General features: G+C 33.6%; 20 protein-coding genes. 10 read left to right on the top strand and 10 right to left on the bottom strand.

All coding sequences use genetic code 11. The features are described from left to right. Positions 1-117 precede the first annotated feature (117 nt). Complete coding sequence (locus tag FF52_RS19070) at positions 118-348, top strand: DUF433 domain-containing protein (protein WP_008468123.1); 231 nt, start codon at positions 118-120, stop codon at positions 346-348. Continuing rightward, the gene (locus FF52_RS19065; protein WP_008468122.1) at positions 348-683 is read left to right on the top strand and encodes a DUF5615 family PIN-like protein; all 336 of its coding nucleotides are present in this window, start codon (positions 348-350) and stop codon (positions 681-683) included. Before FF52_RS19070 ends, FF52_RS19065 begins: the two co-directional genes overlap by 1 nt. 86 nt (positions 684-769) lie before the next feature. Here the strand turns inward: FF52_RS19065 and FF52_RS19060 are convergent, their stop codons facing one another. The 4 genes from FF52_RS19060 to FF52_RS19045 all read right to left on the bottom strand — a co-directional run bounded on the left by FF52_RS19060 (position 770) and on the right by FF52_RS19045 (position 6872). Next, positions 770-1336 carry an HdeD family acid-resistance protein gene (locus FF52_RS19060; protein WP_008468121.1) on the bottom strand — a complete coding sequence of 189 codons (567 nt, stop codon included), beginning with the start codon at positions 1334-1336 and terminating at the stop codon, positions 770-772. Positions 1337-1704: 368 nt separating this feature from the next. Further along, the gene (gene bglX, locus FF52_RS19055; protein ID WP_008468120.1) at positions 1705-4002 is read right to left on the bottom strand and encodes a beta-glucosidase BglX; all 2298 of its coding nucleotides are present in this window, start codon (positions 4000-4002) and stop codon (positions 1705-1707) included. 400 nt (positions 4003-4402) lie between these two features. Then, positions 4403-5782, bottom strand: a complete 1380-nt coding sequence (locus tag FF52_RS19050) for a sialate O-acetylesterase (protein WP_008468119.1) — start codon at positions 5780-5782, stop codon at positions 4403-4405. Then, positions 5772-6872: an SGNH/GDSL hydrolase family protein gene (locus tag FF52_RS19045; RefSeq protein ID WP_008468118.1), complete on the bottom strand. Its 1101-nt coding sequence runs from the start codon at positions 6870-6872 to the stop codon at positions 5772-5774. The genes FF52_RS19050 and FF52_RS19045 overlap by 11 nt, the downstream gene beginning before the upstream one ends. 216 nt (positions 6873-7088) lie before the next feature. On the opposite strand from FF52_RS19045, the gene FF52_RS19040 reads away from it, so the two are divergent. Then, on the top strand, positions 7089-7598 hold the full coding sequence (locus tag FF52_RS19040; protein ID WP_008468117.1) for a C40 family peptidase: 510 nt from the start codon (positions 7089-7091) through the stop codon (positions 7596-7598). A gap of 189 nt (positions 7599-7787) precedes the next feature. On the opposite strand, the gene FF52_RS19035 is transcribed toward FF52_RS19040, so the two are convergent. Both FF52_RS19035 and FF52_RS19030 read right to left on the bottom strand, forming a co-directional pair. Further along, complete coding sequence (locus tag FF52_RS19035; RefSeq protein WP_008468114.1) at positions 7788-9365, bottom strand: L,D-transpeptidase family protein; 1578 nt, start codon at positions 9363-9365, stop codon at positions 7788-7790. 169 nt (positions 9366-9534) lie between these two features. Continuing rightward, the gene (locus FF52_RS19030; RefSeq protein WP_035691979.1) at positions 9535-9951 is read right to left on the bottom strand and encodes a DUF1573 domain-containing protein; all 417 of its coding nucleotides are present in this window, start codon (positions 9949-9951) and stop codon (positions 9535-9537) included. 164 nt (positions 9952-10115) lie between these two features. Between FF52_RS19030 and FF52_RS19025 the strand changes: the two genes are divergently transcribed. The 3 genes from FF52_RS19025 (at position 10116) to FF52_RS19015 (ending at position 12913) form a co-directional block, all read left to right on the top strand. Beyond that, entirely contained in the window at positions 10116-11381 is a 1266-nt protein-coding gene (locus tag FF52_RS19025) for a sensor histidine kinase (protein WP_008468110.1), read from the top strand. Then, on the top strand, positions 11378-12064 hold the full coding sequence (locus FF52_RS19020) for a response regulator transcription factor (protein WP_008468109.1): 687 nt from the start codon (positions 11378-11380) through the stop codon (positions 12062-12064). Before FF52_RS19025 ends, FF52_RS19020 begins: the two co-directional genes overlap by 4 nt. Before the next feature lie 84 nt (positions 12065-12148). After that, entirely contained in the window at positions 12149-12913 is a 765-nt protein-coding gene (locus FF52_RS19015) for an MBL fold metallo-hydrolase (protein ID WP_008468108.1), read from the top strand. Here FF52_RS19015 and FF52_RS19010 read toward each other — a convergent pair. Then, on the bottom strand, positions 12910-15129 hold the full coding sequence (locus FF52_RS19010; RefSeq protein WP_008468107.1) for a B12-binding domain-containing radical SAM protein: 2220 nt from the start codon (positions 15127-15129) through the stop codon (positions 12910-12912). The two genes, FF52_RS19015 and FF52_RS19010, sit on opposite strands and share 4 nt — an antisense overlap. Before the next feature lie 114 nt (positions 15130-15243). On the opposite strand from FF52_RS19010, the gene FF52_RS19005 reads away from it, so the two are divergent. Continuing rightward, a complete protein-coding gene (locus tag FF52_RS19005) occupies positions 15244-18843 on the top strand; it encodes a T9SS type B sorting domain-containing protein (RefSeq protein ID WP_008468106.1) in 3600 nt (1199 codons plus the stop codon). 96 nt (positions 18844-18939) lie between these two features. Here FF52_RS19005 and FF52_RS19000 read toward each other — a convergent pair whose 3' ends face one another. Further along, positions 18940-20217: an MFS transporter gene (locus FF52_RS19000; RefSeq protein WP_008468105.1), complete on the bottom strand. Its 1278-nt coding sequence runs from the start codon at positions 20215-20217 to the stop codon at positions 18940-18942. A gap of 267 nt (positions 20218-20484) precedes the next feature. Here FF52_RS19000 and bshC point away from each other — a divergent pair, with 267 nt between their 5' ends. The 3 genes from bshC (at position 20485) to FF52_RS18985 (ending at position 24112) form a co-directional block, all read left to right on the top strand. After that, positions 20485-22074, top strand: a complete 1590-nt coding sequence (gene bshC, locus FF52_RS18995) for a bacillithiol biosynthesis cysteine-adding enzyme BshC (protein ID WP_008468104.1) — start codon at positions 20485-20487, stop codon at positions 22072-22074. A 126-nt stretch (positions 22075-22200) separates the two neighbouring features. Continuing rightward, positions 22201-23472: an acyltransferase family protein gene (locus FF52_RS18990; protein WP_008468103.1), complete on the top strand. Its 1272-nt coding sequence runs from the start codon at positions 22201-22203 to the stop codon at positions 23470-23472. Between the two features lie 220 nt (positions 23473-23692). Next, complete coding sequence (locus FF52_RS18985; protein ID WP_008468102.1) at positions 23693-24112, top strand: nucleoside-diphosphate kinase; 420 nt, start codon at positions 23693-23695, stop codon at positions 24110-24112. A gap of 165 nt (positions 24113-24277) precedes the next feature. On the opposite strand, the gene FF52_RS18980 is transcribed toward FF52_RS18985, so the two are convergent. Both FF52_RS18980 and FF52_RS18975 read right to left on the bottom strand, forming a co-directional pair. Further along, positions 24278-24574 carry a DUF721 domain-containing protein gene (locus FF52_RS18980; protein WP_008468101.1) on the bottom strand — a complete coding sequence of 99 codons (297 nt, stop codon included), beginning with the start codon at positions 24572-24574 and terminating at the stop codon, positions 24278-24280. Continuing rightward, complete coding sequence (locus tag FF52_RS18975; protein ID WP_008468094.1) at positions 24555-24995, bottom strand: lipocalin family protein; 441 nt, start codon at positions 24993-24995, stop codon at positions 24555-24557. Before FF52_RS18975 ends, FF52_RS18980 begins: the two co-directional genes overlap by 20 nt. Positions 24996-25030: the final 35 nt, after the last annotated feature.

Raw genomic sequence — 25030 nt, 5'->3', positions numbered from 1 at the left:
AAAAAAAACTCTCGCAGATTTAGCAGATTTAGGAGATTAAAAATCTGCATAATGTGCGAGAAAAATTAAAAATATGATTCATTTTAATTTTTGTAAATTTGTTTAAATAATAAAATTATGGAAAATAACTGGCAAAATTTAATTTCGATAAACCAAGATATTCGGTTTGGCAAACCTATAATTACAGGAACTAGAATCTGTGTTTCTGATATTCTGTCATGGTTATCTACAGGAATGTCTTTTGAAGAAATCATTGAGGATTTTCCTGAATTAAAGAAAGAACATATTCTTGCTGCTTTAAGTTTTGCAGCTAACAGAGAAAATATTACGAAAATAATCGCTGCGTAATGAAGTTACTTCTGGATGCAAATATTTCATGGCGAATAATTAAACTAGTTGAAAATGATTTTTTGAATTGTTTACATGCTAATGATATTCCGGTCAATCAGCCAGCAAAGGATATTGAGATTTGGGAATTTGCGAAAGCAAACAATTTCACTATTTTGACTCATGATGATGATTTTGAAAAATTATTACTTTTAAAAGGAGCTCCACCAAAAGTTATAATTCTAAAAACCTTCAATAAAAATACCAAGCAAATAGCTGAAATTTTGTTTTCAAAAAAACACATTATCGAATCGTTTATAACTAATACTGAACTAATGATTCTAGAAATTTACTAAGTAACAGACATAAACACTAAACCCGACCGATTTCAGAAATCGGTCGGGTTTAGTGTTTTATAGAAGTTAAAAACAATCTTATTTTTTTAACCTAAATCATGTATTCTTTTCAGCTTGAAAGAAAAATAAATATAGAAAATTCCGCTTGCGATGAAAGCAAAAGCTGTCCAATATACTATTGAAAGTCCTGCAAAAACAGGATTCCATAATAACAAAAATGAAAACAACACTCCTAAGATTCCTAATCCTAAAAGGTTTTTCCAGTCTGGCACAGAATAGCTTTTTAAATTAAAAGCCATAAAAATAGCCATTACAGAACGAAATAAAATAGCCAATCCAACATAAAGTGGCAAAAGTGTTACCGAAACTAACGGATTAGCAATTAATACGATTCCAACACCTAAACCTATAATTCCAGATACCAGTGTCCAGCCCCAATTGTCTATTTTTTTTCTGTTTGAAAGTGCAAAAATAATTTCAAAAATTCCGCTGACCAGAAATGACACACTAAATAAAAATGCCAATGTTAAATATGCCTTTACAGGTGTGGCAAAAGACCAAAATCCGATGATTACAAAAAGTATTCCCACTAATAACGGAATGTACCAATAATCAATTGCTGCTTTCACTTTTTTAAATAAAGAATGTTCCATAATACTATTTTAAAATCTTGCCTACTCTATAAAGTTTTCAGCTTACCTTTAATTGCCAAAAAAAATCTAATTGGCTGTCTATCAAAGATAAGACAAAAGCGTAAACCAAAACAGTTTTCTATAATAAAATACTGACATATAAATACTTAAGCATTACAACTCGATAGCATCCAGCTTTAGCTAGATGAAAACATAATCTCAATGAAAAGGGCTTTAACCAAACCTATAAAGTTTGGCTAAAGCCCTTTCTAACTTCAAATCTTATTCCCCTAGCTAAAGCTAGGGGCTATTCAAAAATCTTTGCGACTTCGCGTCTTTGCGAGATTAAAAAAAACTTAGTGTCTTAGCGCCTTGGTGGCAAAAAACTTTTAGTCTTTAATTTCAAAACCACTTTGCAAACCTTTATCAGAGCTTCCTCCAACCATGATTTTAAAAGTTCCAGGTTCTACTAAATAAACTCCTTCATTATTGTAAAAACCAAGTTCTTTGTCCGTTAAAGTAAAAGTTACCGTTTTAGTTTCACCTTTTTTCAGATTCACCAATTCAAAACCTTTTAGTTCTTTAATTGGGCGAACGATACTGGCATATTCATCATGAATGTACAATTGCACCACTTCTTTTCCATCATAATTTCCAAAGTTCGTAACCTCAACGCTCACTTGCACTTTTTCATCTTTTGCAAAAGAAGTTTTATTCAATTTCAGGTTCTTATAATCGAAAGTGGTGTAGCTCAAACCAAAACCAAACGGAAATTGAGGTGTTTTCTCGACATCCATATAGTGCGACCAGAAAACATTTTTATCACTATCAATTGGTCTTCCTGTACTGTATTTGTTATAATAAATTGGCACCTGCCCTACATTTCTTGGAAACGACATCGGCAGTTTTCCACTCGGATTATAATCTCCGTATAAAACCTGAGCAATCGCATTTCCAGCCTGAGTTCCCAAATGCCAAGCTTCAACAATTGCTGGAACATTTTCTGCCGCCCACGGAATACTCAACGGACGGCCGTTATTTAAAACCAAAACTACATTTGGATTTACTTTATAAATTTCTTCTAATAACTCTTGTTGTAAACCTGGCAAATTCAAATCAGTTCTACTTCTTCCCTCACCGCTTTGAAAACCATATTCACCTAAAACCATTACGACAACATCTGCATTTTTTGCTGCTTTTTTCGCCGCTTCAAATCCGCTTTTATCTGTTGTGTTGAAAACTGTTTCAGTTAAGAAAGTCGCTTTTTGTTTTAACAAATCAACACCTTTTTCAAAAGTCAGCTGATTGTCTTTATACTGCTGCATTCCTTCTAAAACTGAAACCGCAGTATCATCAGAAGCTGCAATTCTCCAGCTTCCCAACGGACTATTTTTATCATTTGCCAAAGCGCCAATCAAAGCAATTTTTTGTCCTGATTTCTTTAGCGGAAGCAAATTCTTTTCATTTTTCAAAAGAACAATAGATTTCTTCGCCATGTCCAAAACGCCCTCATTGTTGGCTTTACTCCCAACCACTTCTTTTTCGCGTTTTTCATCACAATATCTGTACGGATCATCAAATAACCCTAATTCAAATTTCACGCGAAGAATTCTGCGTACGGCATCATCAACCAAAGATTCTTTTACTTTTCCAGATTTTACCAAATCAACCAATTTGGCCACATACAAATACGATTCCATATCCATATCAGAACCTGCAATAACTGCTTTTGCCGTTGCATCGGCTTCGTCTTTGGCATAACCGTGCGCAATCATTTCGCGAATCGAAGCATAATCTGAAATTACAAATCCGTCAAACTTCCATTTTCCTTTCAAAATATCTCTCTGTAAAAAAGCATTTCCAGTTGCCGGAACACCATTCAGAGTATTAAATGAATTCATAAACGTACGAACTCCGGCATCGACAGTCGCTTTAAAAGGAGGCAAAACCGAATTGTATAATTTCGAATTACTTATGTCTACAATATTATATTCCAATCCCGCTTCAACATAACCATAGGCGGCAAAGTGTTTTGCACAAGCTGCAATCGTATTTACTTTTGCCAAATCAGTAGCCGTTTCGCCCTGAAAACCTTTTACACGCGCATAAGCGACTTTACTTCCCAAATACGGATCTTCACCCGCGCCTTCCATCACGCGTCCCCAACGGGCATCATTTGCAACATCGACATTGGGTCCAAAAGTCCAATTAATTCCAGATGCCGAAGCTTCATCTGCCGCAATAGCCGCCGATTTTTTAATCGCTTCTAAATCCCAACTCGCTGCTTCTGCCAACGGAATCGGACTTAACGTTTTATAACCATGTATTACATCAAAACCAATAATTAGCGGAATCCCTAATCGCGTTTCTTCAACCGCGATTTTCTGAACCGCACGAACTTCTTTCACTCCACGAACAGTCAGCATCGACCCGACTAATCCTTTTCTTAAATGTTCGTATTTTAATTCCGCCGTTCCACCTTTTGGCGCTGGTCCCGTTACATCCCAAAAACCATTGTATTGATTCATTTGCCCTACTTTTTCCTCAAGCGTCATTAACGGTAAAAGCAAATCGATACGTTGTTCAACAGTTTTATTTTTATCCAGATATGGCTTTTTCTGTGCATTCATATTTCCAATCGTAAAAAGGGAAAATACCCCAATAATTAGTATTTGTTTATTTTTCATATGTGGTTTAGTTAGTTTTTTCTTTAAGATTCTGAGGTTCTGAGATGCTAAGTTTCTAAGTTTTTTTGGGCGTGTCCCGCCGAAAAAGGCGGGTCGGGCTTTCGGCTATATCTTTTGTTCCGTTTCTCTTCACAAAAGGATACCGCCTCTATCCCTCACGCAAATCGTTTTCAAAAGAGTATTTTCGGTTATCTTGTCATCCTGAGAAGGATCACACTAGAAACTCCGCACAGAACTTCGTCAATCTTTGTCGGCTCCCGAGTATAATCCTTCGTTTCTCAGGATGACAAACTTTGTGTCTTTGCTTTGTGGAGCTTCTTGCGGGACTTCGACTTCGGATAGCCTGACAAAAAATCTAAAATCTAAAGTCTTGCTTCTTAATTCTTTCTTCTTTATACACTCACTCAGAAACAAAACAAGACGCCGGCAAATTCGCTTTATTAAACAAATCTGACTCAATCGTATTTCCCCATGCAAACCTTACTTTTGCTGGAGAAGCCACTTTTTTACTTGTCAATATCACTTCATTATTTTTAATTGAAGCTTCGGCTGTATAGAAAACTCCATCTGTTCCCGCAACTTCAAACTGATTTGATTTTTTATCTTTGAAATACAACCCGTCTCCGTAATCAAAAGAAACGGTTACTTTGTTTTTATCGATTTTAATGGATTTAAAGAGCGGTCCATTAACCAAATTAGAATTGGTTTTATAAGTTTCAGCCAAAGCTAAATTCGCCAAACGAATTCCAACCGATTTTTTATTTTTTGGATGAATATCAATCGTATCCGAAATATCACTAATGACAACCATTCCTGTTTTCGGAACTTCTTTCAATAGTTTTCTTTGAGAATCTCTAATTGTTACATTTGAAAAATTATTCTTCCCAGTTTTAAATGGCGCTATCTGAACATAATAAAACGGAAATTCGTCTTTCCATTCTTTTCTCCAAGACGTAATTAAAGCGCCTAACGTTTTATCATAAACCAAAGAGCCAACATTTGATTCTCCCTGATACCAAAGCGCTCCAGCAATTTTAAATCCGATAATTGGATAAATCATGGCATTGTAAGCACGTCCGGGTTGTCTTGGCCCGTATTCTTGTTCATTTAGTTTTTTAGCATTTTCCAATAAAACAGGATCGTTGTTTACCACTTCTTGTGACATCCAGATTTCAGCAGGAGTTCCTCCCCAATTGGAAGAAATCAATCCGATTGGAACATTTTTTAAATCTTCGCGAAGACGTTTGGCAAAAAAGTAACCAACCGCACTAAAATATTTCATGGTTTCAGGAGTCGATTCAGTCCAATTTCCCAATAAATTATGCTGTGGATTTTCGGCTGTCAATTTCGGAACCGTAAAAAATCGAATGTTTGGATTTGTAGCATTTTTCATTTCTTCTTCACCGTCGTCAATTCCCCAGCTCGCTGACATTTCCATATTAGATTGTCCCGAACAAAGCCAGACTTCGCCAATTAAAATATTCTTTAAAACCACTTCATTATAACCTTTTATCAAAATGATAAAAGGTCCGCCAGCTTCTGGAGTTTTAATGGTCAATTCCCATTTTGCCTGATTATTAGCAACGGTTTTATATTCCCGATTATTCCAGCTAGAAACCAGTTTTATTTCTTCTTTTGGATTACCCCAACCCCAAATTTTCACTTCAGAATTGCGCTGTAAGACCATATTATCACCAAAAATATTCGGAAGCGAAACGTTTGCCATCATAGTACTGGAAATCAATAGAAAGAAAACAAACTTAATTATATTATTTTTCATTTAGCAATTTCTTTAAAAATGGTGCATATTCATTTGCCAAAACCTTATGATCTGCAACATCAGGATGTCCGCTACAGCCATTTGGAGTCATCGGTTTAAATTTGAAAATTTGAATCGGTTTGTGCGCTTTATCATTCGCGAAAGCATTTTTAACTTTATTCAAGCAATCTTCAAAAACTACTGCTCTATCTCCGCCAACCATTGGACTGTTTGTAATGACAATCTGTGCTTTCGGATTATGTAGGTACAACATCTTTATAAAACTGATGTAATTCGAAACATATTTTTCAGGATTGAATGGTAGACGCTCTTTCTTACCGTCTCCACCAGAAAAATCATTTGTTCCTAAAGCAATACTGATAATATCTGGCTGAAAAGCAAAGTCGTACTTTGGCTTTGACACATCTTTTGTGAGATATAAATTTGGATACACATCTGGCATTGTGGCTTCATCTTTATGCTCGTCATTCCAATTTCTGTACATTCCGATTCCTGAAACACAGCTCATTAAATAATCTGCTCCAATTGCTCTTGAAAGTGTTGGCCCATAAGCGTAGTAACCATTGTGATGATCCATATATTCTCCTTTATCACAAGGAACTTCTGTCGGATCGCTAGCCGCGCCACAAGTAATGGAATCGCCTATGAACTCGATTTTCTTTTTCTTTTTAAATGAAATTGGAACCCGTTTTGCCGTTGTTCCAGCAAACAAAATATTACCGCTTTGGGCTTCTGTATTTTTGTAGATTTCTAGTCGATGCTCTTTTTGATTTGAAGTCACTTTGATTGGAAATGACTGAATCGCTCCTTTTTCAATTCTAACCTTTCCTATATATTTTCCATCCAAAACTAATTGCACATAATTATGATGTTCATAAGAATCAACGCTTTGAAGTGAGATTGAGCATTCATTTCCTGTAAAATTAAAAGAAACCGAAGAAGCCGTTCCGATTAAAATTACCTGATCATTTTGAAGTTGATCAACTCGGCCTTCGTATAAAAAAGTTTTATTCGTATTTTGAGTTTGGGCATTAGAAAAAGCCGAAATCAGCAAAAACGAAATTAAAATAGCTATTTTTTTGGGAAACATAATTTATTTGTTAAATCTAAATACGATTCACAAATATATTGGAAAGAGTTTATCTAAAAAGATACTAAAATGTCAAAAAGTAATAAAAAAACACCACATAAACACATCATTTGGGAGCTAAATAGTACTTATTTGTATTTTTTAGGGTGCTCATGTTCTTTTTAAAATAAAATAACAGTTTATATTTAGCGTTTCAATTGATATAAGACCAGAGAAATGAGATCGCGCCTACTATTTTTTTTATTGCCATTTGTTTTACTTTCTTCTTTCACAATAAAAAAGAAAGAGCCTCAACATTTAATTCCAAACACTAAAATTCAGACCGAAATAAATCGCGATTCCATTATTGCTTACGCGAAACAATATTTAGGAACTCCTTATGTATACGCCAGTAGTAATCCCAAAAAAGGTTTTGATTGTTCAGGTTTTGTCAGCTATGTTTTTAACAATTTCGGATTGACATTACCAAGAAGTTCAAGCGGTTACAAAAACATAGGCAAAGCTCTAAAACCAGAAGAATTTAAAGTGGGAGATGTATTAGTTTTTTATGGTTACAAAAACAGAAATGTTGTCGGTCACCTCGGAATAATTTGTGAGGCCAACGGAATGCAGTCAAAATTTATTCATGCTTCCTCAGGAAAAGCACAACAGGTAACTATAACAGCGCTTGATACAGAACATTATACCAAACGCTTTTATAAATGTGTTGATGTTTTATCGAAATAAGTTTTGCCACAAATTACACAAATTTCCACAAATTTATTTTTGCCACTCCCGATAGCTATCGGGATAAAAAGATTAACACAGATTTTTTATAATCATTTCAATCCTTTAATCTGTGGCTTTAATTTTTTCACCCAATTATTGAATAGATTCAGTTTTGGAATTTGGATTTTGAAATTGGAATTTAAACTTTTATTCTTCCGTCAATAATTTGATCATGCTTTCATCTCTTCCATAAATATCTTTATAGAAATTTAAATTACCTTGTCGATCTACCCAAGCGGTAAAATATCCAATATAAACTGGAACTTTTTTCTTAAGCGTATACCAACTTTCTTTTCCGGCATGCATCGCTTTATCAATTCTTTCGGGAGTCCATGCAGGGTCTACTTTTAACAACTCTATGGCCAACTCTCTTGGTTTTGCTACACGCACACATCCGTGGCTAAAAGCTCGACTTTCTCTTTCAAACAAACTTTTTGATGGCGTATCATGCAGGTAAATATTGCTTGAATTCGGGAATAAAAATTTCACCAATCCTAAAGAATTATTTTTTCCTGGAAGCTGACGCACTGCACCATTGTTCCATTCTAGATTTTTCTTTTGCAGATAGTTTTTATCCTTAGCCATGCCTGGCTTAATTTCCGATTTTATAATACTTGGCGGCACATTCCAATACGGACTGAAAACAATATTGCTCATCATTCCGCTGAAAATAACCGTTTTTGTCATAGCTCTACCCACAACAACTGGCGATACAAAAGCAATTTTACCATCTTCGACTATATACAATCTAAATTCAGGAATATTCACTTCTATATACTTCTGCCCCTTTTCTAATTCTGGATCGATCCAACGGCAGCGCTCCATATTAACAATAATGGTCTTGATACGATCTGAAACAGAAATGTTCAAATCATTTATATGCTCGAGAAGAATCGTGTTTTTTGGGGTATAACCATGACGCAATTCGTAGTTTTTCATGGCTTTAATCAAAGTCGTATCACAAATAGCACTTTTATTGTTCTCTTGAATGTCTTTGGTAACAAAAAGTCTTTCTCTAATTTGCGCCACAACAGCAGACGAATCTCCTACTTTAAGGCTTTTATAATCTTCACCTGTTTCAATAGTTTTCCAACCGCCATTTTTCTCAATTTCTCTATACTCTTTCAGAGCATCGCGCAGTTTGTAATACTGGCTGAACATCTTTTTTTTCTTATCATCCAAAATGGTTGATTTTTTAAAAATAGAATCTGAAAGCACTTGGTAATTCAGTTTTTTACGAGGTAAAAGCCATTCTAAAGAAACCACTGTTTTTTCGTCAAAACCGCCTACTTTTTCACCATAATAGTAATATAAATTAGAAAGCAGTAAATCGGTATCTTCTTTTGAAAGCTTAGTATTGGCATTATTATCAAAAACAGAACTTAATTGCTCATTATAAGGATAATTCGCTTTTAATCCTTCTTGATCTAAATTTTTGTATTGGTTAAATAACGTATTGGCAAATTCTACAATTCCTTTATTATCTTGCCACAATTGAGTCGACTTATTTTTTTGATATAAAGCAGTTACATCATTTTTAAATTTATCCAGTTTTGGATAATTTTCATAAAACTTCGCAATACGAACACTGTCAATTGTAAGTTTTAATTCAGGGATTTTTTCAACTGTTTTTATCGAGTTTTCCTCTTTTTTATCAGCTTTCGAATTACACGAAAAAACAGCAAAAAAAACAATAGCAATAATAGGCGTATACCAGATTTTCATAACTCAAAATTTTGGAATAAAAGTAGAAAAAATTATATTAAAACAAAGAACACAGCAATAAATCTTAAACCTTATTTTTTTGAAGTTTAAGCGGTTAATAAAAATAAAAGCTCCAAACAATTTACATGTCTGGAGCTTTCGCCATATAACCAACCTATTAAAATTCTAATTAAATAACTGTACCTTTTAGAGTAAGTACTTTTGGTGTTGTTTCTGCACTAGTTGTAACTGTTACTGTTTTTGTAAAAGCACCTTTGTTTGCAGCATTGTAAGTGGCAGTAACTTTTCCAGATTTACCAGCCTGAATTGGCTCTTTTGTGTAATCTGTTGCTGTACATCCGCAAGATCCTTGCACGTTTGTAATAACTACAGCCGTTTTTCCTGTATTTTTAAATTCGTAAACAATTGCTTTTGGAGTTCCCTGCGGAATTTGTCCAACATCAATTGTTTCTGCTTTCCAAACAATTGTAGAAGCTGCAGTTGCTGAAATTTCAGTTTCTGAAACTAAAGATTGTACTGGAGCAATTGCTGAAAAAGACATTAGGCCTAAAGCCAAAGCTAACATCGAAATTTTGATCATTTTCATAACTGATATATTTAAAATGGTTTATAGTTCATTTTGATATTACAAAGGTAATTCAGACAAATTCAAGTCGCTGTTAACTGGTTTCAAACGTTTGTTAATGACTTGTTAACCGCCTGTTTTTAGGCCAAAATTGATTAATATTACACTCTCAAAATTCTTTATTCTTGAAAATTAATAAACTCAACAGCATCATTCTCTTAGGATTAGTCGCTATCATTAGTATTTTGGTAGCACAATTGCTATGGACAAAAGAGGCTTTTACAATCGAACAAAAAAAACTGAGCCAAAAAGCACATATTGCCTTACTTGAAGTGGCTAAAAAATTATATGAAGGAACCAATCACGAATTGCCTGTTCAGAATCCTGTTCAGAAAATTGCAAATGACTATTACATTGTAAATGTCGATAACGAATTTGAGCCTGATATTTTAGAATTTTATCTGAAAACGGAATTCAAAAAAATGAATATTACGACTGATTTTGAATATGCAATGTATAACTGCCAAAGCGACGAAATGATTTACGGCGATTATATTTCGCTTTATAAGAAAAAAGCGGAATGTAAAAAGACCGTTTATTTCCCTAAGCACAAAAATCTGGTTTATTATTTTGCCGTGCGTTTTCCAAACGAAACTACTTATCTTTTTAGTTCGATGCGTTTTTGGTTTGTTCTTTCAACTGCATTAATTCTGATTCTGCTGATTTATGTGTATTCGATTTTTACCCTTTTGCAGCATAAAAAATATTCAGAATTGCAGCGTGATTTTATCAATAATATGACGCACGAATTTAAAACGCCACTTGCTTCTATTCTAATCGCTTCCAAATATTTGATTGAACAAAAACCAATTAAAGAAGATAAGAAACTCTATACGTATACTGACATTATCATAAATCAAGGAAATAAGCTAAACGGACATATCGAAAAGATTCTAAATGTCGCAAAAGCAGATTATGCGCCTTTAGAACTTAAAAAAGAAAATATATTGATTGTTCCTATTATTGAAGAAGCGATAGAAAACATCAAATTAAAATATCCTGAAGCTTCTATTGCGATTGAAACAGTTTCAAGAGAATATTTAATCGAAACAGATACTTTTCATTTTGCCAATTTAGTGTACAATCTGCTGGATAATGCAATGAAATACTGCAATGATAAACCAGAAGTCACGATAAAATTTATAGAAAATAATAACTGTTTAAAATTGGAGTTTATTGATAATGGAATTGGGATTAATCCTAAAAAAATATCTTTTATCTTTGATAAGTTTTACCGCGTTCAGAACGAAAAAAGCAATGAAGTGAACGGATTTGGACTTGGTTTGTATTATGTAAAAGAAATCTGCAGTCTTCAAAACTGGAAAATAAAAGCCGAAAATAATCAAGAAAAAGGTATTACCATAACTTTATCAATTCCTTATAAAAAATGAGAAATTTCAAAATACTATATGCCGAAGATGATGAAACTTTAGCGTTTTTAACCAAAGACAATTTGGAGCAAAACCATTATGAGGTAATTCATTGTTCTGATGGAAAATCGGCGCTGAAAATTTTTGAGGAAGAAGAATTTGATATTTGCATTTTTGATATTATGATGCCAAAAATGGATGGTTTTGAACTTGCTGAAGCGGTTCGAAAAATTGATCTTGACGTTCCGATTATTTTTCTTTCTGCCAAAACTTTAAAAGAAGATCGCATTAAAGGTCTTCGTTTAGGTGCCGACGATTATTTGGTAAAACCTTTTAGTATTGAAGAATTACTTCTCAAAATTGAAATTTTCCTAAAGCGTTCACAGAAAAATATTCCAACTGCAAAAACTATTTACGAAGTTGGCAAATATCAGTTCGATACCAAAAACTTCATTCTTTTTAATGATGACGAAAAAGTGGGTTTAACACAGCGTGAAGCCGAATTATTGAAACTTTTCTTGGACCATAAAAATTCTGTTTTGAAAAGAGAACAAATTCTAACTTCTTTATGGGGAACTGATGACTACTTTATGGGAAGAAGTTTGGATGTTTTTATTTCGCGCTTGCGTAAAATCTTAGCAAACGAACAAGGAATTTCTATTGAAAACCTACACGGAATTGGATTTAGATTTTCTATTGGGTAAATCACAATTCTGTTAAAAATAAAGAAAAATCTGTAATCACTTTTTCGAAAAACTTTGTATTTTTAATATCTAATTTTCTTGGATATGAAATTACATCATTTGCGAAATGCCTCTTTGGTAATTGAAACAGAAAAGCATGTCATTTTAGTTGACCCAATGTTAGGTAAAAGAAAAACAATTCCGCCTTTTACTATTTTCAGATATAAACCAAAACGAAATCCGCTCGTGGCATTGCCAAAAAATAGCCGTGATATTTTAAGTCGTGTAACGCATTGTTTGATTACACATTTACACCCAGATCATATTGATAAAGCTGGCGAAGTTTTTTTGAGAAGAAAAAGTATTCCGGTAATTTGCAGTTCAAAGGATGAAAAAGCGCTTGTTCAAAGAGGATTAAGCGTAATTCAAACTTTGGAATATTGGGAACCGCAAAAATTTCTTGATGGAAAAATAACAGGAATTCCAGCCATTCATGGCTATGGATTTGTTGCCAAATTAATGGGGAATGTAATGGGTTTTCTTATTGAGTTGGCAGATCAAAAATCTATTTATATCAGTTCAGACACTATATTTACAGAACATGTCGAAAAAGTCCTAACACAATTGAACCCTGACATTTCTATTGTGGCTTGCGGTACAGCGAGATTAGATTTCGGACAGCCTTTGTTAATGCGAATGGATGATATTCTGAAATTCGTAACACTTGCCCCAGGAAAAGTTCTCGCCAATCATTTAGAAGCATTAAATCATTGCCCAACTACCAGACTGCAATTAAGAACTGCACTTTCAGATCATGGTCTTTTAACGAAAACTTCTATTCCAAATGACGGAGAATGCATTGAGTATTAAAGTACCAATAACCCAAATTCTCGTAAAGTGTTTATAGGTTTAGAATACCAGAACAATTCGAAATCTTCTAATTCGGTTTCAAAATCATTTTTAACCTCCTGAAAAGTATAGTTTTTAGAACCCGAAACAGCAATTTTTGATAAAATTGAAGTCAGCCACTCGCCTTCTTCTTTACTGGTTTGAATATTGAAACTTTCTTTTTTGTCATGAAAAGTTAATGACATCATTTCCCAGCTTCTTCCTTTTTTTGATTTTGTAAAGATTTCCGTTGCAGGTTTTCCACCTAGCCAAACCACTTTTGCATTTGGTTTTGTATTGAAATCGTTTTGTTCTTCTAACGCATTAAAAATAAAATCAGGATGAATTTTGGTTTTCGGGATTTTAAAATCGAACCATTCTTGAAGTTCATAATCAAAACAGATTCCGTGCATGAAATTAAAAAGTGATTTCTTTAATCCGAAACTAAATTTATCGTGATTGATTCCTGTTGAATCAGTATATTCAATATCGTTATTGGCAAAAGTTCCAATTGCTTCCGTTTTTTTGGTCACGCCAAATTGCTCTGGATATAATCCTACTGGACTATGAGCCGTCAAAGCAAACTGATGCCAAAACCCTGACTGTAAAACTCCCGCTTCAAACAATTGGCGAACCATTTCAAGGCTATCAACTGTTTCCTGAATCGTCTGAGTTGGATATCCGTACATCAAATACGCATGAACCATAATTCCGGCTTCGGTAAAATTTCGTGTTACTTTGGCAACTTGTTCAACCGTTACGCCTTTGTCAATTAATTTCAATAAACGGTCCGAAGCTACTTCTAAACCGCCTGAAACTGCAATACATCCAGAAGCTTTTAACAAGAGACATAAATCTTTTGAGAAGCTTTTTTCAAAACGAATATTGGTCCACCAAGTTACAGCTAGTTTTCTTTTTAAGATTTCAAGCGCTAAAGCACGCATTAAAGCTGGCGGTGCAGCTTCATCTACAAAATGGAATCCGTTTTGACCTGTCTGTTCGATCAATTCTTCCATTCGATCACAAAGCAGACTTGCCGCTACAGGTTCGTAAACTTTTATATAATCTAAAGAAATATCACAAAAAGTACATTTCCCCCAATAACAGCCGTGCGCCATTGTCAGTTTATTCCATCTTCCATCGCTCCACATTCTGTGCATTGGATTTACAATTTCGATAACCGAAATGTATTTATCCAAAGGAAGATCTGAATAATCCGGAGTTCCGACCTGAGATTGTTTATAATCGTGTTTTAGAGAGTTATTTTTATATACAACTTCTCCGTTTTCTAATAAAAATGTTCGTTTATAACGCTTCTCTACTTCGGTCGAAGTGACAGAATTTGGATTTTCCAAATTGAAAATTAATTCCTCAATTGGAACTTCGCCATCATCTAAAGTGATGAAATCGAAAAACTCAAAAACACGTTTATCAGAAAGCGAACGCAATTCAGTATTTGGGAAACCGCCTCCCATCGAAATCTTAATTTCAGGATGATTTTGTTTTACCCATTGTGCGGAACGAAACGCGCTATATAAATTTCCGGGAAAAGGAACAGAAATTAAAAACAAAGTCGGTTTTACATCCTCAATTTTAGCTTTTAAAAGCGAAATTAAAATCGAATCGATGTAAGTTGGTTCTTGCTGAAGGGCTTCATACAATTCATCAAAAGAATTGGCACTTCTACCTAAGCGTTCTGCATATCGGCTAAAACCAAAATTTTCATCAACACATTCGACAATAAAATCTGAAATATCTTCAAGATATAAAGTCGCCAAATGCTTGGCTTTATCTTGAGTTCCCATTGTTCCGAAAGCCCAATCCAATTCTTCCAATTGCGCAAAACGAGAAGCTTCTGGGAGAAAATCTTCCTGACAAATCTGCAAAGCCAAAGTTGGATTTTTTCCTTGAAGAAACTGAATTACAGAATCGATCGTTTTGATATATTCATCTTGAAGGGCAAAAATACGTTTCGAATTGTCTGAGATTTCAGAACCTGAAACTTGAAACTCTGAAACTTGAAACAAATGTTGCAATCCTTTTTTCGAAAACAATTCCAAAATCACATCAATACCCAAATCAGCTTGAACCGATTCGATGTTTTTGGTATTCAGAAAACCTTTTATATACGCCGTTGCCGGATACGGTGTATTCAGTTGGGTAAATGGCGGCGTAATTACAAAAAGTCTCGTTTTCAAAAGGGAATTATTTTTTTGCAAAAATACGGGATATTTTGAGACTTTTCAGCGTTTCATTTTTTGATTTGAGTTTGTAAACAATTAATTACATTTGCCACTAGCCAAATTATTCAAATGAAACATACATTACTATTCCTTTTTTTCTTACTAACACAACATTCATTTTCTCAAAACAAAAATCAATCTATTGGTTTTATAGAAAATAAAGGACAAATTATAGATCAAAATGGAAAACTAAATATTGCTGTAAAGTACTTATTGAATTCTAATGGCTTGAATGTTCAACTGAAGAAAAATGGATTTTCTTATGATGTTTATGAAATAAAAAAGACTCCAATTGTTCGTTCTGTAACAGTAAAAACACTTCCCTATTTAAGTCCTGAAAAGGAAGAATTTAATTTAGAATACGCTTTTCATCGAATAGATATTGACTTTGTAAACTCCAATTATAAAGTTGAAGTGATTACAGAACAAAAGTCAAGAGATTTTGGCAACTACTATAATATACCAAATAAGCCTGAAGGAGTTACTGAAGTTTACAAATACAAACAAATTACATATAAAAATATTTATCCAAATATTGATGTTGTTTTTACAATTCCCGAAGATCCACAAAAAACAGTAGAATATAATTTTGTCATTCATCCAAAAGGAAAAATCTCTGATATTCAATTAAAGTTTAATGGAGCAGAAACCAATTTGACTGATAATAAAATCCAAATGAATACTCGTTTTGGAAAAATGGAAGAAACACTTCCTGCAAGCTGGATTGAAGAAAAAGGGCATAAAAAGGCAATTGTTGTTGGATATCAAAAATTAAAGAAAAATGTTTATGGATTTCGTTCTGCAAACTTCTTAGCGGGTAAAACAGTTGTTATTGATCCTGTGCCTACGAGACTTTGGGGGACCTATTATGGTGGTTTACAGTGGACAGAGTTAAACGCTTTGGATAAAGATAGTTTTGGAAATGTCTATTTTGCAGGAAAGACAGCAAGCACTTCAAATATAGCGACTTCAGGTTCTCACCAACCTAATGCTGGATTTATAAATTATCCAGGTCGAATTACATATGATGGCTACATTGCTAAATTTGACGGCAATGGAAATAGATTATGGGCAACCTATTACGGCGGAGACCTAGATGACAACATTAAATCCATAAAAGTATCTGCGGATAAAAACCTTATCTTTTGCGGGAACACTTCCAGTACAAATAATATATCGACGGCAGGTTCTTTTAAAGAGAGAAAATCAGGATATTATTCTGAGATGTTTTTAGGGAAGTTAGATTCAAATGGAATTAGACAATGGGCTTCATATTATGGAAATGACAATGGATTGACATTTGCCAACAGCGTTGTCGCTGATGAGCAAAACTATATTTATCTTTCGGGTACAACTACTAGTGACGAATATATTTCTACTCCAAATTCTTTTAAAGAAAATAGAATAGACAACAATCGTTTTGATGGTTTTTTAGCAAAATTTGACTCGAACGGAAATAGAATTTGGGGAACCTATTTTGGAGGTGATAAAGATGATTCCTTTGAAGATTCTGCAATTGATAAAGATGGAAACATAATTTTAGTAGGTTACTCTCAAAGTGACACTAATGTAGCAACATCAGGTTCATATAAACCTGACTATAGTGTTGGAAATCTATCCTCAACAGGAGATGGAATAATTGTAAAATTTAATCCAAATGGACAACGAATCTGGAGTACATATTTTGGTAAGGCAAATAGTGATTGGATTTATACTTGTAAAATATTTGGAGATAATTTATATATGACAGGGGAAACTGAAAACGATAACATTTCAACTCCTGATGCTTTTGAACCTGTAATGAAAGCATCTTATAGAAGTACTTATTTTGCAAAATTTAATTTAGCTCTTCAAAAACTTACTTGGTTAAGTTATTCACAGGGAAAGGTTACATCAATTTTTCCAAAAAATGACAATGAAATTTTCATTGCAGGGGAGTCTGTATATGGTTTTGACATAGCATGTCCAAATGCCTATAATCCTGTCAATTATACTTTCTCTGGATTTATGATAAAATTAGATGGAAATTGTAAAAAACAATGGGGTACTTATTTTGGCAAAACAGGATCGATTGATAATCCGCTAGTAATGAGCGAAGGATCAAATAATATTTTTATAAGTGGAATTATCAATGGAAGTTTTGCAGATACTGATATTGCAAGTTCTGGAGCTTTTATGGAAGCGCCTTTAGATTGGCCTTCTGGTTTTCTTATGAAATTTCAAGAACCAAATCCACTTGGGATTCCCAATGCTATAAGCAACTCTCCTATATGCAAAGGGACAGCATTAGAACTTAAAGCATCTGGAGGAACTAGTTATTTATGGACTGGCCCAAACAATTTTGCTTCAACTGAACAAAGTCCTGTGATTGCAAATACTAGTACTATTAATAGTGGCGAATACAGTTGTCAGATCAACGGAATAGACAATTGCGATAACATAAAAAAAATATTTGTTTCAGTTATAGAAACAACTTCTCCAACAGGAAATACAAACCAGCCGTTTTGTTCAGCACAAAATCCAACAATCGCCAATCTTGAAATTAACGGAACTTCTATAAAATGGTATGATGCATTAACAAATGGTAATTTATTATCTGAAACAACAAATCTCCAAAATGGAAAAACATATTACGCATCACAAACAGAAAACAGTTGTGAAAGCCCAAGATTTGGAGTTACAGTTTCAATCGTAAATACTCCTTCAGCTCCATTGGGAAATCCGGAGCAATCTTTTTGTAAAAAGGAAAACAAAACGCTTAATGACATTCAAATAACAGGGCAAAATATAAAATGGTTTGACACTAGTTTTTCTGCTTCTGTTTTACCAAATACAACTCTTTTAGAAGATAATCGAACGTATTATGCTTCGCAAACAATTGGCTGTGATAGTGACAGAACACCAATTCTTGTTCGCGTATATAACACGCCTTTACCAACAGGAAATAATAATCAACAGTTTTGTATTGATGAACTTTCAACAATTGAAGAGCTTAAAATTGTAGGATCTTCTCTAAAGTGGTACGATGCTGCAACAAATGGAAATACATTACAAGAAACCGATTTATTACATACTGGAACGTATTATGTAACTCAAACCTTAAACAACTGCGAAAGCGGAAGACTACCAATTACTGTAAAAATACAAGACACTCCAATTCCATCTGCTGATTCTCCACAACAATTCTGCATTCAAAAAAATGCAAAAATTAGTGATATTGAAATTGATGGACGAAATATCAAATGGTATGAAAGTTCTTCTTCTACCAATATTTTATCAGAATCTACTTTGCTCGAGAATAGAATCACTTATTATGCTTCTCAGACCGAAAACACTTGCGAAAGTGATAGAATTCCAGTCACCATAAATATTTTAGAAGCAACTTCTAAGAATTGCATTAATTTGATAAATGAACTTCCGTATCCAAAATTCTTTACACCAAATGGTGATGGTTTTAATGACACTTGGACAATAGATCCAGATTATTTAGCTCCTAATTCGTCTATTAGAATATTTGATCGTTACGGAAAATTAATTAAAGAATTAGCATTAAACACCTCTTGGAACGGAACTTATCTTGGTAATCAGGAACCAGCATCTGACTATTGGTTTACTGCTACTAGAATAAACGGAACAGAATATAGGGGACATTTTACTCTGAAAAGATAGATTAATAGAAAAGAAAAACCACAAGAATGAAATTAATCTTGTGGGTTTTGCTTTATTCTTAGGTTTGGCAATTACGGTTTCTTAGTTTAAATATTTTCAAAACTTATGTTCGTCTTTACTAATCACTAAAAACGAAATTAAAGATATAAGAGCAGCAGCAATTAAATAGAACCCTACATAACTCACATCATAAGTCTTAGCTAGCCAAATTGCAATCATTGGCGCAAAAGCAGCTCCTAGAATTCCTGCCATATTAAATGTCAAAGATGCTCCCGAATAACGAACATTTGTTGGGAACAATTCAGAAAGAAAAGTCCCAAGCGGTCCATAAGTGAATCCCATCAGAGACATTCCGATACAGGCAAAAACAGCTACCAAAGCAATATTTCCTGAACTTAAGAAAAACGAAAAGAAAAATCCAAAAACAGCAATTGCTGCTGTTGCCGCAATAAGCATTTTACGACGGCCAATTTTATCTGCTACGACAGCCGAAACTGGAATAAATAGCGCGAAAAACAATACTGAGAATAATTGAATTAATAACCCATCTCTTTTTGCAATTCCTAAATCTGAGGTTGCCCAACTTAGAGTGAAAACCGTCATCAAATAGAAAACCAAAAATGTTGTAATGGCTGCAAAAGTTCCAAATATTAACTGGTTTTTATATGATTTCACCAATTCTAAAAAAGGAACTTTAACTTCTTCTTCGTGTTTTTTAGCTTCTTCAAAAGAAGGTGTTTCTGTAATTTTTGTTCTAATATAAAAACCAACAATTACCAAAAGTGCGCTGGCAATAAAAGGAATTCTCCAACCATAATTCATAAAATCTTCGTTACTCATCGAATCGGTAAGCAATAGAAAAGTTCCGCCTGAAAGCAACAATCCGATTGGAGCTCCTAATTGCGGAAACATTCCATACCAAGCGCGTTTGTGTGGTGGAGCATTCTCAATGGCAAGCAAAACGGCTCCTCCCCATTCTCCTCCTAAACCAACTCCTTGTCCGAATCGGCATAACATCAATAATAATGGTGCCGCAACACCTATACTGGCATAACTTGGCAAAAACCCAATGGTAACGGTCGAAATTCCCATGGTCAGTAAAGCAGCAACAAGGGTAAATTTACGTCCAATTTTGTCGCCATAATGCCCAAAAAAAGCAGAACCTAACGGACGGGATAAAAAGGCAATGGAAAAAGTGGCTAAGGATTCCAGAGTGGCCATCGTCGAATCTGAACTTGGAAAAAATAATTGAGGAAAAACCAATACGGCGGCATTGGCATAAATATAAAAATCAAAAAATTCGATTGTAGTGCCTATAAGGCTTCCAAAAAGTACATGTTTTAGGGAGTTCTTTTTACTCGGGCTATTTTTCATGAAAATTGATATCTTTTTTATTTGCAAAAATAGAGTTTCATTATTAAAAATTCATGTTTACACAAATTACTTTTACCACTACTTTACAATTTTAACAAATTATCTAAATTTTCAATTTTCCACAATGTAATATAATCAAAATTTAAAATCCTGATTACAACGTTTTTAAAAGCATCAGAAAAAAATCAAATCTTAAGCAATTGTTAATAGCGTTTTTAACTGTATATTTTCATTAAATTTACAGCTGTCAAAAATAAATTTAAAATTATGCCTACCGACTGTATCAGCTTTCAATCTTCTGGATATTTCTCTAAACTAATGCAGGATTATTTAGATCAAAAGCCAGAATTAAAACCGCTGTACAATAATTTTCCAACATTAGAAAATTTCGAAAAACAAATTGCTGAAAAATCAGCCAATTTTGACCATAATAACCGAGCAGTATTGGTTGACACTTTGCAGAAGCAATATCAAAACATTGAGGTTTCTGATTTAACGAGACAAAATATTTCGCTATTAGCACTCGAAAATACTTTTACCATTACAACTGGACATCAGCTAAATCTTTTTAGCGGGCCATTGTATTTTTTATATAAAATTATTTCTACCATTAATCTAACTAAAGAATTAAAATCAAAATATCCTTCTTATAATTTCGTTCCAGTTTATTGGATGGCGACAGAAGATCATGATTTTGAAGAGATTAATTATTTTAATTTTAAAGGAAAAAAAATCCGCTGGAATGCCGAAAGCACTGGGCCAGTCGGAAGGCTTGCAACTGATGGCTTAGAAGATTTATTTGAAGTTTATTCTAAAGAATTAGGCTCAAGCACAAATGCAAATGCGCTTAAAAAACTTTTTGAAGACGCTTATTTAAAACATGAAAATCTAGCAGATGCAACGCGTTATTTGGCCAATTCTCTTTTTGCCAATTATGGTTTGGTTATTATAGATGCAGACAGTGCCGATTTAAAACGTGCTTTTATTCCGTTTGCAAAAGAAGAATTACAGAATCAGACTTCATATAAAGCAGTTCAAAAATCAATTGAAGAACTTGCTGATTATACCGTTCAGGTAAATCCGCGTGAGATTAATTTGTTTTATATTGAAGATAAACTGCGTGAAAGAATCATTTTTGAGAATGATAAATATTTCGTGAACAATACCAAAATCTCATTTTCAAAAGATGAAATTTTCAAATTGTTAGAAAGCAATCCTGAAAAGTTCAGTCCAAATGTAATTATGCGTCCACTATATCAGGAAATTATTTTACCAAATCTCTGCTATATTGGCGGAGGCGGAGAAATTGCTTATTGGTTAGAATTAAAAGCATTCTTTGAAGCCGTAAATATCACTTTCCCTATATTATTGGTTCGAAATTCTGTTCTTTTGGCAACAGAAAAACAAGTTAAAAAAGCGGATAATTTAGGTTTGACTTGGAAAGATTTATTCAGCAAATCAGAGAATTTAATTAATTCGATAACACACAAACTTTCTCCATTTCCTATTGATTTAACAGAACAAAAAGAAGCGATTGAAAAACAGTTTGGCTATCTTTTTGAATTGGCCGAAAAGACAGACAAATCTTTCTCTGGAGCCGTAAAAGCACAAGAAGTGAAGCAAAAGAAAGGGCTGGAAAATTTAGAAAAACGCTTATTAAAAGCGCAAAAAAGAAAACTTCAAGATCAATTGCAACGCGTTACTGATTTACAATGCGAATTGTTTCCAAATTACAGTCTTCAAGAACGCCAATCTAATTTTTCTGAATTTTATTTAGAAAAAGGAGATCAGCTGATTCCACTTTTAATTCAGAAATTAAAACCTTTAGAACATAATTTTGATATCATAATAATCTAAAATAATTATCTTTAGAAATTCAAAAGCGATAATTTAGGAATCAAATAACCAGCTCATTTCCGATCTTATTGCTCTCTCAAACCAAATAGAATTATATTTTTATAACCTATTAAACGACCTAACCAAATGGTAAGAGAACGCCTAATTTCGCTTGATGTCTTTCGCGGACTGACTATTCTATTGATGACTATTGTAAACAATCCCGGTGACTGGGGAAATGTTTATCCTCCGCTTTTACACGCACACTGGAATGGCTGTACGCCAACCGATTTAGTATTTCCGTTTTTCATTTTCATAATGGGAGTTGCTGTACCGCTTGCAATGCCGGAGAAAAAATACGATGAAACAACATTCAACAAAATCCTGATTCGTTCTCTAAGAATGTTCTGTTTAGGGATTTTCTTTAACTTCTTTGGAAAAATTCAATTGTTTGGTCTTGATGGAATTCCGCTTCTGCTAGTAAGGCTGATCATTACTTTTGCTGTTGGTTATGCGCTAATGGGAAATTTTAGCAACAAGCTAAAAAACATTTTTGCTTTTAGCATTCTAGCTATATATATCATTTTAGCTTATGGAGGTTTTGAAAATTATGCAGACGTCAGACTTCCTGGAGTTTTACAGCGTATTGCAATAGTTTACTTTGTAGTTTCCTTATTATATTTAAAAACATCTCGCAAAACACAACTTTTTACTGGAATTGTTTTACTTTTCGGCTATTGGGCAATTATGACTTTAGTTCCTGTCCCTGGAATCGGAGAAGCTAATTTAGAAAGAGGAACGAATTTGGCCGCGTGGGTTGATAGCGTCTTATTAAAAGGACATATGTATCATGAAACCAATACTTGGGATCCGGAAGGAATCTTAAGCACAATTCCATCTATTGTAAACGGAATCATTGGATTATTTATTGGTCAGATTCTGCTTCTTAATATAACTAAAATCCAAAAAGCGCAAAGAATGGGAATGATTGGCACATCGCTAATCTTTTTCGGTTTAATCTGGGATTTAGTTTTTCCAATAAACAAATCCATCTGGACAAGCAGTTATGTTTTATACACAACAGGATTGGCAACAGTATGTTTAACTGTATTGTATTACATAATTGACATTGCCGAATATAAAAAAGGTTTCAAACTATTTGTCATTTGGGGAGTAAACCCAATGATAGTTTTCTTTGCTTCGCAGATTATTCCGCAAGCTTTAGTAATGATTCGTTTTCAAAATCCATCAATTCCAAGTGAGCAGACTAACCTTTTAGATTATTTGTACCGTTTTGGCATTGCACAATTTTTCAGCAATCCGATGGCAGCTTCTTTGGCTGGAGCGTTAACTTATGTAGCCATTTGGACCTTTATTTTATGGATTTTCTATAGAAACAAATTGATTTTTAAAGTCTAATTTTTAACCATATAAATGGATATAAGATCGTTTTAGTAGTGCTGCACAATTTGCAAACAAATATTTTTCAATAAGCTTTTAAATGAACTTACATCACTTATATGATTTCAAAAAAACTTTTTCTAAGCAAAACACCATTCTAGTATGTTTAAATTATGAATTTATTAAAATCAATTCATAAAAAAAGTATACTTTTGCACAAAATTTAATAAAATACAAAATGGCAACAAATAGAACTTTTACAATGATTAAACCAGATGCTGTTGCAAACGGACACATCGGGAATATCTTAGCAATGATTACTAATGGTGGTTTCAAAATCGTTTCATTAAAATTAACTCAATTAACTGTAGCTGATGCTAAAGCATTTTACGCAGTACACGCAGAAAGACCTTTCTACGGAGAATTAGTTGAATTTATGTCTCGTGGACCAATTGTTGCTGCTATTTTAGAAAAAGAAAACGCAGTAGAAGATTTCAGAACTTTAATTGGTGCTACAAACCCAGCTGAAGCTGCTGAAGGAACTATTCGTAAAGCATACGCTACTTCAATCGGAGAAAATGCAGTTCACGGATCTGACAGCGACGAAAACGCTGCTATCGAAAGTGCATTCCACTTCGCAGTTAGAGAGCAGTTTTAATTTGACTTCTTAGATGGTTAGAATTTTAGACTAACTTAGATTTCTTAGAATTAAATAAAAAAAGAAACCCACTTCATTGAAGTGGGTTTCTTTTTATCATCTATATTTTTTTTAAAATAATCTGAAAATCTAAGCCAGTCTAAAATCTAAGAAGTCTAATTTAGTCTATCGTAAAACCACATCTTTCACCACTTCACGCCCCAATTCTTCATTGATCATTTTTACGATTTTATATTTTCCGTGAGTTAACTCTTCACGCAAAACAGAAGAACCTAACTCAACATACAGTGTACTGCCTTTAAGAACAACATTTCGGGTATACGTATTCACACCATTTCCCATAAGCTGTCGCCAAGCCTCACGAACATCAATTTGATCCATTCCAGGTTGCAATTTATTTACCTGAATAATTTGCTGTAAAACAGCGCCAATAGTTGTTTCGTTATTTAGTCTTTTCGCCATCGTTCAAAAGATTTACTGGTCCAGCTTTTTTATAATGATATTCTATTTTTTGAGGGTTTTTCACCACGAATTTATCATCCGAAAGCGAAATAATTTCTTCGCTCCATTTGGTGTATTTCGTTTTATAATCCAAGAAAACCTGATCTCCTGCAAAACGTACTGCAACATTTTCAAAAGTATCTGTTGTCAAAAAAGTGCCGTCAAATTGCGGCATCACTTTCGTTCGAAGACCTTTATTATTCTTGATTTGAAAAAAATCAAAAGTTTCATTCATTTTATACTCCTTCTCTTCACCTTTCTCGAAAACCACTTTTTCAATTTCCCAATAGCCATTTAGTTTAGCAATATCAGCAGGTTGTATTTCCTGTTTACAGCTCACAAACAAAAGCGAACAAAACAAAACTATGAAAGCATTTTTCATAAATAAAAATATTAAAATTTATTCTTTTTTCTTTA

Origin of the sequence: Flavobacterium sp. F52, from assembly GCF_000278705.1 — a bacterium.
Classification (GTDB): Bacteria; Bacteroidota; Bacteroidia; order Flavobacteriales; family Flavobacteriaceae; genus Flavobacterium; species Flavobacterium anhuiense.
The sequence above is the reverse complement of the archived record's forward strand: the minus strand, read 5'-3'. Positions and strand labels throughout refer to the sequence as shown.